Annotated in this window: 13 protein-coding genes; 6 read left to right on the top strand and 7 right to left on the bottom strand. The window is 72.2% G+C overall.

Features of this window, described 5'->3' with window-relative positions:
• Positions 1-46: 46 nt before the first annotated feature.
• The gene (locus AC0KTA_RS20690; protein WP_481049697.1) at positions 47-1,027 is read left to right on the top strand and encodes an ABC transporter substrate-binding protein; all 981 of its coding nucleotides are present in this window, start codon (positions 47-49) and stop codon (positions 1,025-1,027) included.
• A gap of 72 nt (positions 1,028-1,099) precedes the next feature.
• Here AC0KTA_RS20690 and AC0KTA_RS20685 read toward each other — a convergent pair whose 3' ends face one another.
• Positions 1,100-2,332: a hypothetical protein gene (locus AC0KTA_RS20685; protein ID WP_481049696.1), complete on the bottom strand. Its 1,233-nt coding sequence runs from the start codon at positions 2,330-2,332 to the stop codon at positions 1,100-1,102.
• 696 nt (positions 2,333-3,028) lie between these two features.
• The gene (locus AC0KTA_RS20680) at positions 3,029-5,608 is read right to left on the bottom strand and encodes a helicase-associated domain-containing protein (RefSeq protein WP_481049695.1); all 2,580 of its coding nucleotides are present in this window, start codon (positions 5,606-5,608) and stop codon (positions 3,029-3,031) included.
• Between the two features lie 236 nt (positions 5,609-5,844).
• Here AC0KTA_RS20680 and AC0KTA_RS20675 point away from each other — a divergent pair, with 236 nt between their 5' ends.
• Positions 5,845-6,186: a hypothetical protein gene (locus tag AC0KTA_RS20675; protein WP_481049694.1), complete on the top strand. Its 342-nt coding sequence runs from the start codon at positions 5,845-5,847 to the stop codon at positions 6,184-6,186.
• On the opposite strand, the gene AC0KTA_RS20670 is transcribed toward AC0KTA_RS20675, so the two are convergent.
• Positions 6,183-6,389 (bottom strand): DUF397 domain-containing protein, encoded by a 207-nt coding sequence (locus tag AC0KTA_RS20670; RefSeq protein ID WP_481049693.1) that lies wholly within the window; start codon positions 6,387-6,389, stop codon positions 6,183-6,185. The two genes, AC0KTA_RS20675 and AC0KTA_RS20670, sit on opposite strands and share 4 nt — an antisense overlap.
• Positions 6,371-7,213 carry a helix-turn-helix domain-containing protein gene (locus tag AC0KTA_RS20665; protein ID WP_481049692.1) on the bottom strand — a complete coding sequence of 281 codons (843 nt, stop codon included), beginning with the start codon at positions 7,211-7,213 and terminating at the stop codon, positions 6,371-6,373. Before AC0KTA_RS20665 ends, AC0KTA_RS20670 begins: the two co-directional genes overlap by 19 nt.
• 180 nt (positions 7,214-7,393) lie before the next feature.
• On the opposite strand from AC0KTA_RS20665, the gene AC0KTA_RS20660 reads away from it, so the two are divergent.
• The 4 genes from AC0KTA_RS20660 to AC0KTA_RS20645 all read left to right on the top strand — a co-directional run bounded on the left by AC0KTA_RS20660 (position 7,394) and on the right by AC0KTA_RS20645 (position 11,758).
• The gene (locus AC0KTA_RS20660; RefSeq protein WP_481049691.1) at positions 7,394-7,588 is read left to right on the top strand and encodes a hypothetical protein; all 195 of its coding nucleotides are present in this window, start codon (positions 7,394-7,396) and stop codon (positions 7,586-7,588) included.
• Positions 7,585-7,851: a hypothetical protein gene (locus AC0KTA_RS20655; protein WP_481049690.1), complete on the top strand. Its 267-nt coding sequence runs from the start codon at positions 7,585-7,587 to the stop codon at positions 7,849-7,851. The genes AC0KTA_RS20660 and AC0KTA_RS20655 overlap by 4 nt, the downstream gene beginning before the upstream one ends.
• A 146-nt stretch (positions 7,852-7,997) precedes the next feature.
• Entirely contained in the window at positions 7,998-10,043 is a 2,046-nt protein-coding gene (locus tag AC0KTA_RS20650; protein WP_481049689.1) for a protein kinase domain-containing protein, read from the top strand.
• A gap of 71 nt (positions 10,044-10,114) precedes the next feature.
• Positions 10,115-11,758: a DNA repair helicase XPB gene (locus AC0KTA_RS20645; RefSeq protein WP_481049688.1), complete on the top strand. Its 1,644-nt coding sequence runs from the start codon at positions 10,115-10,117 to the stop codon at positions 11,756-11,758.
• A 14-nt stretch (positions 11,759-11,772) separates the two neighbouring features.
• Here AC0KTA_RS20645 and AC0KTA_RS20640 read toward each other — a convergent pair whose 3' ends face one another.
• From AC0KTA_RS20640 to AC0KTA_RS20630, 3 genes are all read right to left on the bottom strand, one after another.
• On the bottom strand, positions 11,773-13,437 hold the full coding sequence (locus tag AC0KTA_RS20640) for a hemopexin repeat-containing protein (protein WP_481056502.1): 1,665 nt from the start codon (positions 13,435-13,437) through the stop codon (positions 11,773-11,775).
• A 149-nt stretch (positions 13,438-13,586) separates the two neighbouring features.
• Positions 13,587-14,771, bottom strand: coding sequence for a glycosyltransferase 87 family protein (locus AC0KTA_RS20635; protein WP_481049687.1), 1,185 nt, complete (start codon positions 14,769-14,771; stop codon positions 13,587-13,589).
• A gap of 128 nt (positions 14,772-14,899) precedes the next feature.
• Positions 14,900-15,097, bottom strand: a complete 198-nt coding sequence (locus AC0KTA_RS20630) for a hypothetical protein (protein ID WP_481049686.1) — start codon at positions 15,095-15,097, stop codon at positions 14,900-14,902.
• Between the last annotated feature and the right edge of the window lie 351 nt (positions 15,098-15,448).

Below are 15,448 nucleotides of genomic sequence, written 5' to 3'. Positions count from 1 at the left end.
CGCTCTCGTGCTCTCCCCTCTCGCCCCTCGACGAAAGGCCCGCCTCATGTCCGGCTCCGCACCACGCCTCCGCCGCCGCGCCCTCACCACCGGCGCCCTCGCCCTGACCGGCGCGCTCGCCCTGACGGCCTGCGGCTCCTCCGACTCCGACGACTCCGGCTCGGGCTCCGGCAAGACGCACGTCGTGAAGACCGCCATGGGCGACGTGAAGGTGCCGGTCGCGCCGAAGCGCGTCGTCGTGCTCGACACCGCCGAGCTGGACTCCGCGATCACGCTCGGTGTGAAGCCGGTCGGTTCCACGCACGTCGAGGCGTCCTCCGGCTTCCTGAGCTACCTGCCGAAGGACAAGGTCGACGGCATCAAGGACGTCGGCGAGATGCTGAACCCGAACATGGAGGTCATCGCCGGGCTCAAGCCCGACCTGATCCTCACCTCCAAGATCCGGCACGCCGCGAAGTACGACCAGCTCAAGAAGATCGCGCCGACCGTGATGACGGAGACCACCGGCCACCCCTGGAAGGAGAACTTCCAGGTGCACGCCGACGCGCTCGGCAAGAAGGCCGAGGCGAAGAAGGTCGTCGCCGACTACACGGCCCACGCCGAGAAGGTCACGAAGGCCATCGGCGGCCCCGCCAAGGCCAAGGCGACCAAGGTCAACGTCATCCGCTTCATGGAGGGCGCGGACATCCGCCTGTACGGCGAGCAGAGCTACATCGCCACGATCCTCAAGGACGTCGGCCTCGGCCGCGCGCCGATCTCGGCGAAGGCCAAGGACGGCTTCTCGTACGACCTGTCGCCCGAGAAGATCGACCTGGCCGACACCGACGTCATCTTCCGGTCCACGTACGGTGATCCGAAGAAGGCGAAGCAGACGCAGACCGTCGGCAGCGGCCTGTGGAAGAACATGAAGGCCGTGAAGTCCGGCAACGTGCACACCATCGACGACGAGCTGTGGATCCAGGGCATCGGCTACACGGCCGCCTCGAAGATCCTGGACGAGATGCAAGCGGATCTGACGAAGAAGTAGCCGCGGAAGTAGCCGCGCTCCGGGCGCGGATTACTCCACTCCGAGCGCGGATCACTCCGCTCCGGGCGTGGATCACTCCTCCGTCGACGGCCGTTGCCGCTGCGATCTCCACACCAGGAAGAGCGCGGAGGCGACGGCCGCGCCGCGGACCACCCAGGGCCAGGTGTCGGCCACCGCCTCGTTCATGTGCCCCTTGACGATGGGCTCGCCCCACTTGCCCTGCGAGCGGCCCCACAGCCAGCCGATGCCCGACGCGATGGCGAGCCCCGGCACGACGAACACGCCGACCTTCTTCTCGGCCCGGCTCAGCTTGGGCGCGAACCAGGCGACGGCCCAACCGCCCGCCAGCGCGAACCAGTTGCCGATGACGGCGCCGACGACGAGGGCGAGGGCCGCGAGCAGCGCGATGGGGTTGCTGAGGGAGAAGCCGCGGGCGGCGCCCACGCCCACGCCTACGCCTTCGGCCGAACCCCCTTGCGTGGCGGCGTCCTTGGCCGGGGTAGCCCTGGCGGACGGGGGCAGCAGCCGGAAGCGGCGGCGCGGGGCGGCCTCGACGGCCCCGTCGTCCTCGTACTCGTCGCCGACTTCGGCCTCGGCGTCGTACTCGTCCTCTTCGTCGTCCTCGATGCCGTCCCTGGTCCTGCCGCCCCCCGGCTTCGCCATGCCCACGGGGCGGCCGGGGCCCGCGGCGCGGGCGGTGGGCGGTGGCTTCAGCATCTCCGGGATCTCCACGCCGCCCACGAAGCCGTGCACGGTGTCGGCGCCCGGCGACGGGGTGTTGTCCACGCGCCACCAGTCGGGTTCGAGTCCGGTGTCGCCGGTGGCGCCCAGTTCCTCGGTGCTCGCGAGGTGGGGTGGGGCGGGGCGCCGGGGTTCGGGGACGGGGGCGGACGCAGACGCGGGCGCGGGGCCTTGGGCGGCGGAGTCCTTTTCCTGGGCGGGCCGTTGGGCGGAGGCCGGGCGCAGCCGGGGCCGGGGGACGGCGCGGCGCAGGCGGCCCGGCTCGGGGACGACCCGCCGCAGCCGGCTCGACGTGGGCTCGTCCTGCTGTTCGGGGATGGCGGCGCCGGCGTCGTCGGGGTTGGCGGCGGCCGCGTCGACCAGTTCGTCCGGGGTGCCGAGGCGGTCCAGGATGCGGCGGACTGCTGCCGGGCTGTCGGCCGCCCCGGCGCGGCGGCGGTCGATCTCGCCCCGCAGTCCTGAGACCAGCTTCATCCTTGTGCCGGACGGTAGTTGGCGCTGCTGGGCCACGTCGCCGACGCGGCTCAGGTAGTCGAAGACGAGCTGGTCGCTCTCGATCCCCACGAAGTTCCCTCCGGGGCTGCGGTGTTGAGGTGGGCCCGGGTGTCGACGTTACCGTGGGCGGCGCCCCCGGGTTCCCCCTGGGCCGGGGTGGCCCCCGAATCGAGCTCCCGCGCGCTCGCCGCCCGTCCCTGGGGCTCCGCCCCAGACCCCGCTCCTCAAACGCCGGAGGGGCTATTTTTCCCCACCCACCCGCCCTGACTTCCCCTACGGGCCGTAGTCGGCACATCAGCCAATGCGCCCAGCAGCCACCATCCCCCTCCCAGCCCGTCCGGCGTCCATCTGCAGGGCGGGGGTGGGGATCAGCCCGCCCTGCGTCCATGGGCGGACGGGTGGGAAACAGCCCACCCCACGTCCATGGGCGGGCGGATGGGGAACAGCCCACCCGGCGTCTAAGGGCGGGCGGGTGGGAAACAGCCCGTCCGGCGATTGAGGACGAGGCCGCAGGCCGACCGACGGAGGACCGTCCCACCCGCCCGGGACACCCACCCACGCAGCCCACCCGCCCCTTCGAGCCCACCCGACCCTTCCAGCCCACCCGGCCCCTACTAGCCCGTCCGGCGATTGAGGACGAGCCGCGGAGCGGCGATCGGCGGGGGTCTGGCCCACCCGAACGGGACACCCACCCAGCGGGGGTCCAGGGGGCGGCAGCCCCTGGTTACGGTGAAGGGGCGGGACTGGGGCGCCCCCCGCGAGGGCTCAGCCCGCCTCGTCCGCCAGTTCCGCCACCCCCGTGACCCGGTGCAACGGATAGGTGCGGACTTCGTCCGCCGTGTGGTCGTACGCGGTCACGAAGCCACCCTCGACCCGCACCGGGGCGATGACACGCTGACTGGCGGCCCCCTCCGCGTTGACGTACCCGATCCACAACGCCTCACCGGTGAGAACAGCGGCCTGCATGGTGGCAAGGGTCTCGGCGGCCGTGGTCCGCGGCAACTCACCGGCCGCGGCGGGCGCGACCTTGCGAGGCGCGGTAGAGGCAAGATCACCGGCCCGGATGGCGCGCACGGCGGCGCCGATGAGGGTGGAGTCGGGCAGCGGCGGCCCGTCGGGCACGGGCTCGGGCGGCGTACGCGGCGGCGTGCGTCGGCTGTGCGCGCGGGTGATCAGCACGTCGCCCTCGGCGCTCTCGGCGGAGGGCGCGAATCCCATGGACCGCAGCCCGTCGAGCAGCACGGCGGGCTCGGCGGGCGTGGCGAGCACGGTCGGCGCGAGCCGCCGAAGCCGCAGCCCCTGGGCGCGCTTGTCGGCGAGGATCTCGTTGAGTACGCCTTCGTCGTCGCAGCGTACGTACGCGGAGGCGGCGCCGATGCGCAGGTGCCCGTGCTTACGGGCGACGTCGTCGATGAGGTACGCGAGGGGCTGCGGGACGGGCGTACGGGAGTGCTCGGCGAGGAACGCGTGCAGGTCGGACGCGCTCTGCCCGGCGTCGAGGGCGCGCCGCACGGACCCGGGCGTGAACCGGTACACGGTCGCGCCGCCCTTGGACTCGACGTCGGCGAGCACGGACAGCGCGTCGGCGAGGGGACGTTGCAGGGGCCCGGGGGCGACGGCGGTGAGGTCGGCCTGGAGCAGGACGTGGTCGAGAGGTTCGGGGAGGAGCGGGGCGAGGATGCGGGCGGCTTCCTGCGCGGCGAGGGCGAGCTCGGCGGAGCTGGGCACCCGATACAAGGGGACGCCACCCACGGCTGGGGCGCCCTGCGGCGCAGGGGCACCGCCGCCCACCCCCGGCCCACCCTGCGGCACAGGGTGAACGGGTGGGTGGGTGGAAGGCCCGCCGCGGAGCGGCGGAGAAGTCTGCTCAGGGCCTGCGGCCAGCAGTGCGCGGCCGTGCGAGGCGAGCGCCCCCCGCCCGGTGACGCCCAGGAGTTCCGCCTCACTCAGGGCCCACTGCGCGAGCCGGGCCCGCAGGTCGGAGGCGCCCGTGCCAGGAGGCCGTTCCCAGCGGAGCCGGGCGAGGATCGACTCCGGGTCGGGGGCGGCGCCCTCGGGCAGCTCGGCGGCGAGGGCGAGGACGCGGTGGCGGACCTCGGGCGCGGCGGAACGGTCCAGGCCGGGTCCGAGCGCCGACAGCGTCCGGTCCTTGCTGTCGCGCCCGCCGACCAGGCCCGCCGTACGGGTCGCGGTCAGCCACGCGGTGGCGAGCCGCGCCCAGCGCTCGGCGGCGGGCAGCTCCTGCCAGGTGTCGTACGCGGGCGTCGCGGCGTACCGCTCGTCGGCCTCGCCGTCGGCCGCGATTAGACCGGCGGCGTAGGCGAGTTCGACCCAGAACGCTGCCTGCGGCTCCGGCACGTCCAGGGCCGCGGCGGTCCGCTTCAGGTCGCGGACGCTCAGGCCGCCCGCGCGGAGGACGGCGGGGCCGCCCTCGTCCCAGTCCTTCAGGAGCTCGTCGATCGTGGCGCGCGCCGTGTGCGCCTGGCCGGCCGCCGTCGCGTCCACAACCTGTGGACGATGCTCGCGGGCGGCGGCCACGGCGGGCGGCACGGCCTCAAGGACGCGGTGCGCGCGGCCGCCGCGCAGGTGCAGGGCCACTTCACGGGGCAGTACGACCGTCCCCGGCGCCGTCGGGAGCAGCAGCCCCCGGTCGATCAGCCAGCGCAGGTGCGGCGCCGGTTCCGCGGTGACCTGCCCGTACGGCGGCCCCCACACGAGCCGCGAGAGGACCTCCACGGACTCCGCGGGCGCCTCGTCGAGGAGCGCCGACATCCGCTTCCGGTCCGCGAACAGCCCCGTCAGCGCCTCCACGGCCGACACCGCGTCGTGCGTCGCCGGGAGCCCCGCCGCCGCGACCAGGCTCTGTACGCGGCCCGGCGACATCCCGGCCATCGCCTCCGAGACGGTCGGCCCGAGCCCGGTCGGGGACGGCCGCTGCGGGGTGGGCGCGAGCAGTTCTCTGGCGGTGCGGATGAGGCGCAGGCGGTCGTCGCCGCCCCACACGAGGGCCTGGCCGCGCAGGGTGGCCAGGGCCCGGTCGAAGGCGGCCCTGACCTGGCCCGCCGCGCCCGCCTCGTCGCCCGCGAGCAGCCCGAGCAGCGCCTCGTACGAAGCGGGCTCCGGCGCCACCGCGAGGGCCTCCGCGACCTGCTGCGCGAACCGGTCGAGCCGCTCCAGCGCGCGCACGACGGACGCCCGCGTGCCCGCGCGGGTCGCGAGCTGCGTGAGGTCGTTCGGGACCGGCGTCAGAAGGTCCGGCCGGGCCCGCAACAGCGCGACGAGCGTCACGTCATCACTCGCCCGGAGGGCTTCCGCCAGGGAACGGGGGGCGTCCGGGGTGCTCATCCTGGCCACGGTAGCGGGTCGCCCGCCGGGCCGGGGCGGACGCGGCGCCCCGGCGCATCCGGCCCGCCGCCCCGCCGACGGGTCGCCCGCGCGTCGCACGCACCCCGGAGCGCACGCCGCGCCGCCGCCACCTTCGGGTGCTTCCCGGGCCCAGGTGGGGCGTGTCGCCGGCATACCTGCTGCCCTGGACACACAGAACATCCGCATTCCGAACAGATTCGGAACAGGGGGCTCACATGCACATCACGCACGTGTGGAAACGACTGGGCCGGGTGACCGTGGTCGTCGGCTCCGCGGCCGTGCTGGTGACAGGTCTGTCGACCAGCGCCCAGGCCGCGACGGGCCAGTTCTTCTACAACCGGGCCGACACGGGCTTCCGCTTCTCGGTCACGAACCCGCCCGACAACCTGTGCATCCCGCTGGACGGCGGGGCGGGCGTCGCCGACAACTTCACGAACACCCGGGCGATTCTGTTCCGCACCTCGGAGTGCACGGTCGCCCAGGACACGCTGTTCCCGAACGAGGGCGGGGTGTACGGCGGGGCGACCGTTCCGCACTCGGTGATGTTCATCCCCTAGTACGTTCCCTTGGCCAGGGGGCTCTCCACGAAGGCGGCCCAGGCGCCGGCGGTGACGATCAGCGCGGGGCCGCTGGGGGTTTTGCTGTCGCGTATGGGTACGAGGCCGGGGAAGTCACCGGAGACTTCAAGGCACTCGCCGCCGGTCGAACTGCTGCGGGAGCTCTTGCGCCAGGTAGCAGTGCTCAGGTCGATGGTGCGCACGGCGATTCCTCCAAGATCCGTCCGATGAACTTCCGCGACTCGGCGGGAGACAACGCCTGGTCGCGCACCGCATCGTAGACACGCTGCATCCACTCAACTGTGCTGTTCTCCTCGACCAGTTCACCTCGGAGAACGTTCTCGATGTAGGCCACGGTACGCCCGTCCGGCAGGCGCAGAAACATGGTCGCGGTGCTGTCCAGACCGTGCAGGCCCGCCACCTGGGGCAGCACCTGGAGCGTCACGCTCGGCCGCTCGGCTACTTCGACGAGGTGCTCCAGTTGCGCCCGCCACGCTTGCGGGTCGCGCAGCGGCGTACGCAGCACGGCCTCGGACAGAATGCTGCGGAAGGGCGGCGGGTCATCCCTGACCAGCACCCGCTGTCGCCCCATCCGGGCCTCGACTTGCTGCGTCAGCTTCGGTCCTTTGAAGCCGCCCGCCGCGAGCGATTCATATGCGTACCCCTCGGTCTGAAGCAGCCCGGGAGGCACGCTCACGGCGAAGTGCCACAGGCTCAGCGCTTCGGCCTCCAACGTCATGTACCGGCGGAACTGCTCCTGGAACTGCATGGGATCCGCGATGGCAAGCTCCCACAGCGCCAACAGCAGACCCGGCGTCCTGTAGTGCTGATCAAGGGCCTGAACAACCTCCGGGCCGCCCAGCGACTCCCCCTTCTCCATCTTGCCGAAGAGGGACCAGTCCCAGCCCAGGATCTCGCCCAGCTTGCGGAGGCTGTATCCGCTCTGCGTCCGCAGGGACCGCAGTTCCTCGGCGAATCGTTGCCGTGGGTTCTGGCTGCGGCCTGTGACTACGCGCCTCGACGGCATGACGTTCTCCTCTGTGCTCCCCTGTGGAAGTTGTGGAACTAACGCCGCGCGCCGAGGAAGTACAGCGTGCTGACGGCATTCGCGCCCTGTTCTTGGTTCATGCTCGAAGCATCCGGAACACGCACGGTAATCCAACTGTCGCGCTCTGCGCAGACGTTCCGTGCTCAGGAGGTGGAGCGGATGGACCCGGTCAAGCCCGAGATCGGCAGCACCGTGAGGGACGGAGCAACAGGCGACCTGGGCCGGGTGATGGGCCACGAGGGACCGTACGTCCAACTGCGGCCCCTGGGCGGCGGCAGGGAATGGGACGCGGACCCGGCAAGCGTGGAGCCCGTGGGCTCGGCGGAACGGACCCGGAAGGCGCCGCGGGGATGACCGGGGGAACGGCCGAGCCGGACACCTTCCGCACGTCCCGGGAACTGCGCCCCGGCCTGGTGGTCTTCGACCGCGTGTACGAGATGCCCGCCGTCGTACGGCAAGTGGACGGCCTGTTCGTGGAGTTGGCGCACCCGACGGGCATGGAGTGGCGGGTGGCCTTCTACCGGCTCCGCCGGGCGACGGCGTGGGAACACAGACAGCTCGCGGCGGTAGGCGCCCTGCACCGCCAGCAGCGAAAGGGACAGGCCGACCGAGATTGAGCCCGTCCGGCGTTTGAGGACGAGGCGCGGAGGCCCGAAGGGGCAGGGGAAAGGGGGCGCAGCCCCCAGATGCAACTCCGGCCCGTTCGGGCGAGGTTCACCCAACTCCCCGGCAGCCACACATTGTCACCAATAGCCTGCACTGCGTGACGCCCGCACCGGCCATCGGCAAGCTTCTGGAGTCCGATCCGCGGCGCCTCGGGCCCTACCGGCTGACCGGTGTGCTCGGGCGCGGCGGCATGGGCGAGGTCTTCCTGGGCAAGGACCGCAGAGGCCGGCAGGTCGCGGTGAAGCGGGTGCGGCCGTCGCTGATGCACGCGCAGGAGGCCAGGCGCCGCTTCGCCCGCGAGGTCACGGCGGCGCGCACGGTCGACAGCCCGCTCGTCGCCAAGGTCCTCGACGCCGCCCCGGAGGCGGACCAGCCGTGGCTCGCCACGGAGTACGTGCCGGGCGTCGCGCTGTCCGACGCCGTGGAGACGTACGGACCGCTGCCGGAGGAGTACGTACGCACCGTCGGGCGCCAGTTGACGGACGCGCTCGCCGCGATCCACCGCGCCGGCCTCGTCCACCGCGACTTCAAGCCGTCGAACGTCCTGCTCAGCGCGGGCGGCCCGCGCGTCCTCGACTTCGGTCTCGCCCGGCATCTGCACGCCAGCACGTTCACCACCAGTCAGGAGTTCCTCGGCACGCCCGCGTACGCCGCGCCCGAGCAGTGGGACGCGGCGAACATCACGCCCGCCGCCGACGTCTTCTCGCTCGCGTCGACGCTCGTGTACGCGCTGCGCAAGCGGGCGCCGTTCGAGGCGGAGGACATGTGGCGGGTGATGTACGCGATCCGGTTCGAGGAACCGGACCTCTCCGGGCTGCGGCGCGGCTGGCGCGAGCTCGCCGCGACGTGCCTGGCCAAGCGGCCCGAGGAGCGGCCCTCCCTCGACGAGGTGGCGGCGGTACTCGACGGCTTTCCGTCCGCCGCCTCCCCCGCCGCGCCGCCGGACGGCCTCGCCGCGCTGCTTCCGGCGCCCGCGGTGCCGCGGCCGCGGGGGCTTTCACGGGGGCTTTCGCGAAGGCGTGTGCTGCGGACGGGGACCGCGGCGGTGCTGGGCGCGGGCGTCGCGAGCCTTGCCGCCAGTGATCGGCGGCCGGGGCCCCAGGTGTGGTCGTACCCGACCCAGGGCGTCGCGCACCAGGTCCTGGTCGCCGACGGCACGCTGTACGCGGCGGACGACAGGGGCCGTGTGTACGCCCTGAGTGCCAGGACCCGGGAGCCCCGATGGAGTCGCCGCGTCACGCCCCCGGGCACCCGCCCCTGGCTCGGGATCCTGCCCCGCACAGCCCCGGGTCTCTTCGTCACGGGCGACTCGCTGCGCGCGCTCAGCCTCACGACCGGCGAGGAGCAGTGGGCCCTGGACGTCCGGGCGCTGGGCGTACCGGCCGTGTCCCATCAGCTCGTCTCCTTCGTCGCCCGCGGCGCGGACGGTACGGGCCCGGAGGAACTCGCCCTGGTGAGACCGCGCTCGGGGGAGCGGATCTTCTCGGACGCCGTCGGCAGCGCGCTCAAGACGGCGGGCGATCCCGGCTCCCTCACGGCACCCGCCATCGCGGACGGCACCACGATCGTCCTTGGTGAGCGCCGCGGCCTGATGCACGCCATCGGCCTGAGGGGCGGGCAGGAGCACAAGGCCACGCGTGCGCCCGAGCGCGCCCGCCTCTCCCTCGCCGCGCCCCTGGTGGATCAGGGCATCGCCTACTTCGGCACCACCGGGGGCAGCCTCGTCGCCGTCGAAGTGAACTCCATGAGCCTTGTCTGGTCCTGCCCCCTCGGCCCCGACGGCGAGGCCTGGTCGACCCCCGCGGTCGGCGGCTTCGGCGACCTCGTCCACGTGACCGGCCTCCACAGCGGCGTCCACGCGGTCGACCGCGACACGGGCAAGGCCGTCTGGTCGTACAGAGCAGCGTCCCCCACACCCAGCTCCCCGGCCGTCGCGGGCGACGTGGTGTACGTCCTCACCCAGGGCGGCGAGCTCATCGCCCTGGACGCCCGACAGGGCGGCCCCGCCCTGGCCAAGCGCGCGTACGCCCCCTTCGGCCACGCCCCGGTCTGCGCCCCCGTCGCCGCCCACGGCCTCGTCCACTTCGCCACCGCCGACCGCGTCCTCCGCGCGGTCCCGCAGGTCCGCGCCGCCGTGACCTAGGACTCGTGACCCGGGCCCGCCCGCGCGGCGATGCGGCACACTGGATGTTTGGCCTAGCGAAAGGGCACCCGGTGAACGGACCGCTCATCGTCCAGTCGGACAAGACCCTCCTGCTCGAGGTGGACCACGAGCAGGCCGACGCCTGCCGCCGCGCCATCGCCCCGTTCGCGGAGCTGGAGCGCGCCCCGGAGCACATCCACACGTACCGCGTCACGCCGCTCGGCCTGTGGAACGCCCGCGCGGCGGGCCATGACGCCGAGCAGGTCGTCGACGCCCTCGTCGAGTTCTCCCGCTACCCCGTCCCGCACGCGCTCCTCGTCGACGTCGCCGAGACGATGGCCCGCTACGGCCGCCTCACCCTCTCCAAGCACCCCACCCACGGCCTCGTCCTCACCAGCACCGACCGCCCGGTCCTGGAGGAGATCCTCCGCTCGAAGAAGGTCCAGCCGCTGGTCGGCGCCCGCGTCGACCCGGACACGGTCGTCGTGCACCCCTCCGAGCGCGGCCAGATCAAGCAGACCCTGCTGAAGCTGGGCTGGCCCGCCGAGGACCTCGCCGGGTACGTCGACGGCGAGGCCCACGCCATCGAGCTGCGCGAGGACGGCTGGGCCCTGCGCCCCTACCAGCGCCAGGCCGTCGAGGGCTTCTGGCACGGCGGCAGCGGCGTCGTCGTACTGCCCTGCGGCGCCGGCAAGACGCTCGTCGGCGCGGGCGCCATGGCCGAGGCCAAGGCCACCACCCTCATCCTCGTCACCAACACCGTCTCCGCCCGCCAGTGGAAGCACGAGCTGGTCAAGCGCACCTCCCTCACCGAGGACGAGATCGGCGAGTACAGCGGTACGAAGAAGGAGATCCGCCCGGTCACCATCGCCACGTACCAGGTCCTCACGACCAAGCGGAAGGGCATCTACCCGCACCTGGAGCTCTTCGACTCCCGCGACTGGGGGCTCATCCTCTACGACGAGGTGCATCTGCTGCCCGCGCCGGTGTTCAAGTTCACCGCGGACCTCCAGGCGCGGCGACGGCTCGGTCTTACGGCGACCCTCGTCCGCGAGGACGGCCGCGAGTCGGACGTCTTCTCCTTGATCGGCCCGAAGCGGTTCGACGCGCCCTGGAAGGAGATCGAGGCCCAGGGGTACATCGCGCCCGCCGACTGCGTCGAGGTGCGCGTCAATCTCACCGACAGCGAGCGGCTCGCGTACGCCACCGCCGAGGCCGAGGAGAAGTACCGCTTCTGCGCGACGACCGCGACCAAGCGGAAGGTCACCGAGGCGCTGGTGCGCAAGCACAAGGGCGAGCAGACGCTCGTCATCGGCCAGTACATCGACCAGCTCGACGAGCTGGGCGAGCATCTGGACGCGCCCGTCATCAAGGGCGAGACCACCAACGCGCAGCGCGAGAAGCTCTTCGGCGCCTTCCGCGAGGGCGAGATCTCCGTCCTCGTCGTGTCCAAGGTCGCCAACTTCTCCATCGACCTGCCGGAGGCGACCGTCGCCATTCAGGTGTCCGGCACGTTCGGCTCCCGCCAGGAGGAGGCGCAGCGGCTCGGCCGCGTCCTCAGGCCGAAGGCCGACGGTCACGAGGCCCGCTTCTACTCCGTCGTGGCCCGCGACACCATCGACCAGGACTTCGCCGCGCACCGGCAGCGGTTCCTGGCGGAGCAGGGGTACGCGTACCGGATCATGGACGCGGACGGGGTGCTTGCGGAGGGCTGAGGGCCCGGGAGGGCTTACGGACGGGTCTGCGTGATGGTGAAGACGACGAACTCCGCCGGCCGCGCGGGGGCGATTCCGATGTCGACGTGGAGTACCCCCTTGTCGATGTCGGCCTGCGTGTTGTTGCTCTTGTCGCAGCGCACGTAGAACGCCTGTTCCGAGGTTTCTCCCTGCAGTGCGCCTTTGCGCCACTGGTCCGAGAGGAAGCCGGAAACCTGCTTTCGCAGGGCTCCCCACAACTTCTCGTCGTTCGGCTCGAACACCGCCCATTGGCTGCTCTGGTGGATGGAGTCGGCCAGGAAGCAGACCTGTCGTCGCACGTTGATGTACTTGAAATTCACGTCGGACTGGTCTGTGGTCCGTGCTCCCCAGATGCGGACGTCCCGCTGCGGGGAGACGCGCAGGCAGTTCAGCCCGGCCGAGTTCAGCCCTTCGGCCTGGGCCTCACTCGGCTGCTGCTCAGCCAGGTCGAGCACTCCCTTCAGGAACCCTTCGGGCGCCTTGTGCACTCCTCGGTCGGCGTCCGAGCGCGCCCAGACCCCGGCGATATGCCCGCCGGGCGGCACCAGGCGCTCCCGGTCGTCGAGTCCGGGGACCTTCACCCAAGGCCGGTAGACCGCGGCGTACGAACTCCGGATCGGTGGCTCCGTGTCGAGGCTCTGTGCTCCGGCGGCAACGGAGTCGGACCGGGGCGGCGGTTCCAGGATCGCCACTCGGTTCTTCATCTTCTGGCAGTGTGCCGCAATGGACTGCATCATGGGGCGCGCCTGGGCCGGGCTCGGCTTGTCGAGCCACAGGGTGGGCGCGACGACCATGTGCACGTCGGGGACCTTCTCCAGCGCCGCCAGGGCCTTCGCGTAGTCCGGGCCGTCCTTCGTGCGCGGCACCGTCACGATGTAGCAGGACTTGCCTCCGTTGGCGAAGAACCCCTGCACGGACTCAGCCGTGGCCCTACGCGTGGTCAGGCTCCCGGGCTTCTGCTTGCCCTCCTCCTTCGGCTTGCCTTCCTCGACAAGGGCGGGGACATCCCACAGCTGCTCGAATTCCTTCCAGCTACGGACCTTGTGTGCCCCGTCCGGGAGAGGCCGGTCGGGCCGGTCGTCCGGCGTGAGGAAAGCGGGTGTGGAGGTGCCCGCCTCGACCACCGGGCGGATCGGGGCCTCGGCCTCCGTGGCCCCGAGCTCCGTGGCCGGGGCCTTCCACAGGGCCAGGACGCGTCGTACGTGTGCATGGGCGAGGGCCGGCCAGTGGTCGGTGATCTTGCGTGGGTAGCCGGGGTCGACCTTGTCCTTGGAGATGTTGTAGCGGAGGTACAGGTCGCCCTTGAAGGCGTAGGCGGTGGCGGAGTCCCAGCGGATGAAGGCGTCGATGCCGCTGTCGAAGCCGGCTTCGCGCATTCCGGCCCAGTAGGAGCCGATCGTCTTCGGGTAGCCGTCGTCGACCCTGTCGGCTTCCAGGTCGTAGCGGACGTACTGGTCGCGGTTGAAGAGGTACAGCCGCTTGCCGTCCTCGTCCCACACCAGGGCCGCGCTGTTGCCCGTACCGAAACGGGCGCTTTGCGTGCCCGGCCAGTACGCCGTGATCGTCTTCGGGTAGCCGTCGTCGATGGTGTGGGTGGCCATCGTGCAGCGCACGTACTTGTCGCCGTGCATGAAGTAGACCTTGCCGGTCTTCGACAGCCCGCCCCTTCCCGAGTCCAGGGGGCTGCTGCCCCCTGGCCCCCGCCGATCGCCGCTTCGCGGCTCGTCCTCAAGCGCCGGACGGGCTTTTTCCCACCCGCCCGCCCTGACTTGCCCTACCGGACGTAGTCGGCACGCTCCGGCAACTTTCAGCCCGTCCGGCGTTTGAGGACGAGGCCGTTCAGGCCGATACGGGGGTCCGGGGGCGGAGCCCCCGGTTTCGGGAAGGGGCGGGATTGGGGGCTTCGCAGCAGCGCCAACAAGCCCACCGCCAGCAACGCATACGGCGACCCCAACGGCTGTTGCCACCAAGCGAGGTGGAGGTCCGAGGAGCCCTCGTGCGGCACGAGCCACAGCGTGCGGGCCGTGAAGACGACCGCGACCACCCCCGCAAGCCGAAGGCGCCCCTCCCCCGCAAGGACCACGATCACCGGCACACACCACACCCAGTGGTGGGACCAGCTGATGGGGGAGACGAGGAGCGCGGCCCCCGCCGCGACCAGCAACCCCCACGCCCCGGCCCCAGCCCTCCGCGCGACCCACAACCCCACCCCCGCCACCACCACGGCGGGCACGGCCCACACGAGCCCCGGCTCAGGCACGTGCAGGACGCGGGCGGCCAGCCCCTGCAGGGACTGGTTGTCGACGATCCACGCCTTGCCGACCCGCCCGGTCTCGAAGATCCGCCGCGTCCAGAAGTCGGCACTGGGGGCGGGAAGCACGAGCGCCCCTAGGAGCACGGTCCCGGCGAACGCGACGACAGCGGTGCCCGCCTCCCGTACCCGACGGGTGACCAGCAGATACGCGATGAAGAAGGCCGGGGTCAGTTTGATCCCGGCGGCGATGCCCACGGCGAAACCCTTGCCGACGGCCCCCGCCGGGCGCGTGAGGTCCCACAGCACCAGGCACGCCAGCGCCAGGTTGATCTGCCCGAACAGCACGGTCTGGAAGACGGGTTCGAGCCACAGCGCGAACGCGGCGGCGGCACAGAGCGGCGCGGCCCGCGAGGGCAGGCCCGCGAGGCGGCAGGAGAGGTGCAGGAGGAGGACGAGGAGCGCGACGTTGCCCACGAGGAAGACGCCCTTGAGCACGGCGAGCGGCAGCCAGGTCGTCGGTACGAAGAGGAGCGCGGCGAACGGCGGGTAGGTGGCGGGGAGTTCCCACTGGGTGACGGTGAACCCGTACAGGTCCCGGCCGTCGACGACGGCGGCTCCCTCGGCCCGGTAGACGAGAGCGTCGGCCATGGGCAGACCGTGCACGGCGCAGAGGGCCGCGAAGCCGGTGCAGGAGAGGGCCAGAACGAGGATTCCAGTCACCGCGGTTGGTGACGGCATGGTCACAGTCCGTCGCTTCACGGCCGTGACCTTAGCGAACGGCGACCAACGGCCGGTGTGGCGCCCGTGTCGGGGCGACGTCGGCGAGGTGGTCGACGCGTACAGCGACGTGCTCGACGCGTACGGAGTCAGCGGCGGCGGACGCCCGCCTCTTCCGCGTACTCACCGAGGACTGCCACCCCGAACGCCGCGCCCGCGAACACCTTCGCGGCGCGCAGTGCGGCGCCGAGGCGGTGCGGACGGTGGGTGCCGGAGAGGGCCGTCGCGCCGGTGGAGGGGCGGGGGCCGGGGCCGAGGGACGCGGGGGTGATGGTTGCTGCGCTCATGTCTCCATGGTGGTTCGCGGGGCCGTCCCAGACATCGGTCTGCGGAGGTAACCGGCGGTGTCCGTCGGTACGACTCCGGGGCGGCGGCCGTCCGTCTCCGGAGGGAGGGGAACCCTCAGGGTTCTCTCGGGGACGCCTCAGGGTTTGGCGGTGTGGCGTCTCCCGGGGTCCGCCGCGCGCCGGAAGAGCGGTCGCCGCACCGGAAAAATTCGTTGGCCCCGCCCCGACCCCCCTCACTAAGCTCTCCCCTTCCCGCCTCCCGCCCTGTTGGAGCGCCGCCGCCCGGCCGGAAACCGGCGGCCCCGAGCCATGCAGTCACGTACCGAGTACACCGAGCACACCCCGTACCGC

Source organism: Streptomyces sp. Y309 (genome assembly GCF_056712025.1).
Note: the sequence above shows the minus strand (reverse complement) of the source record. Positions and strands in the feature narration are given on the sequence as shown.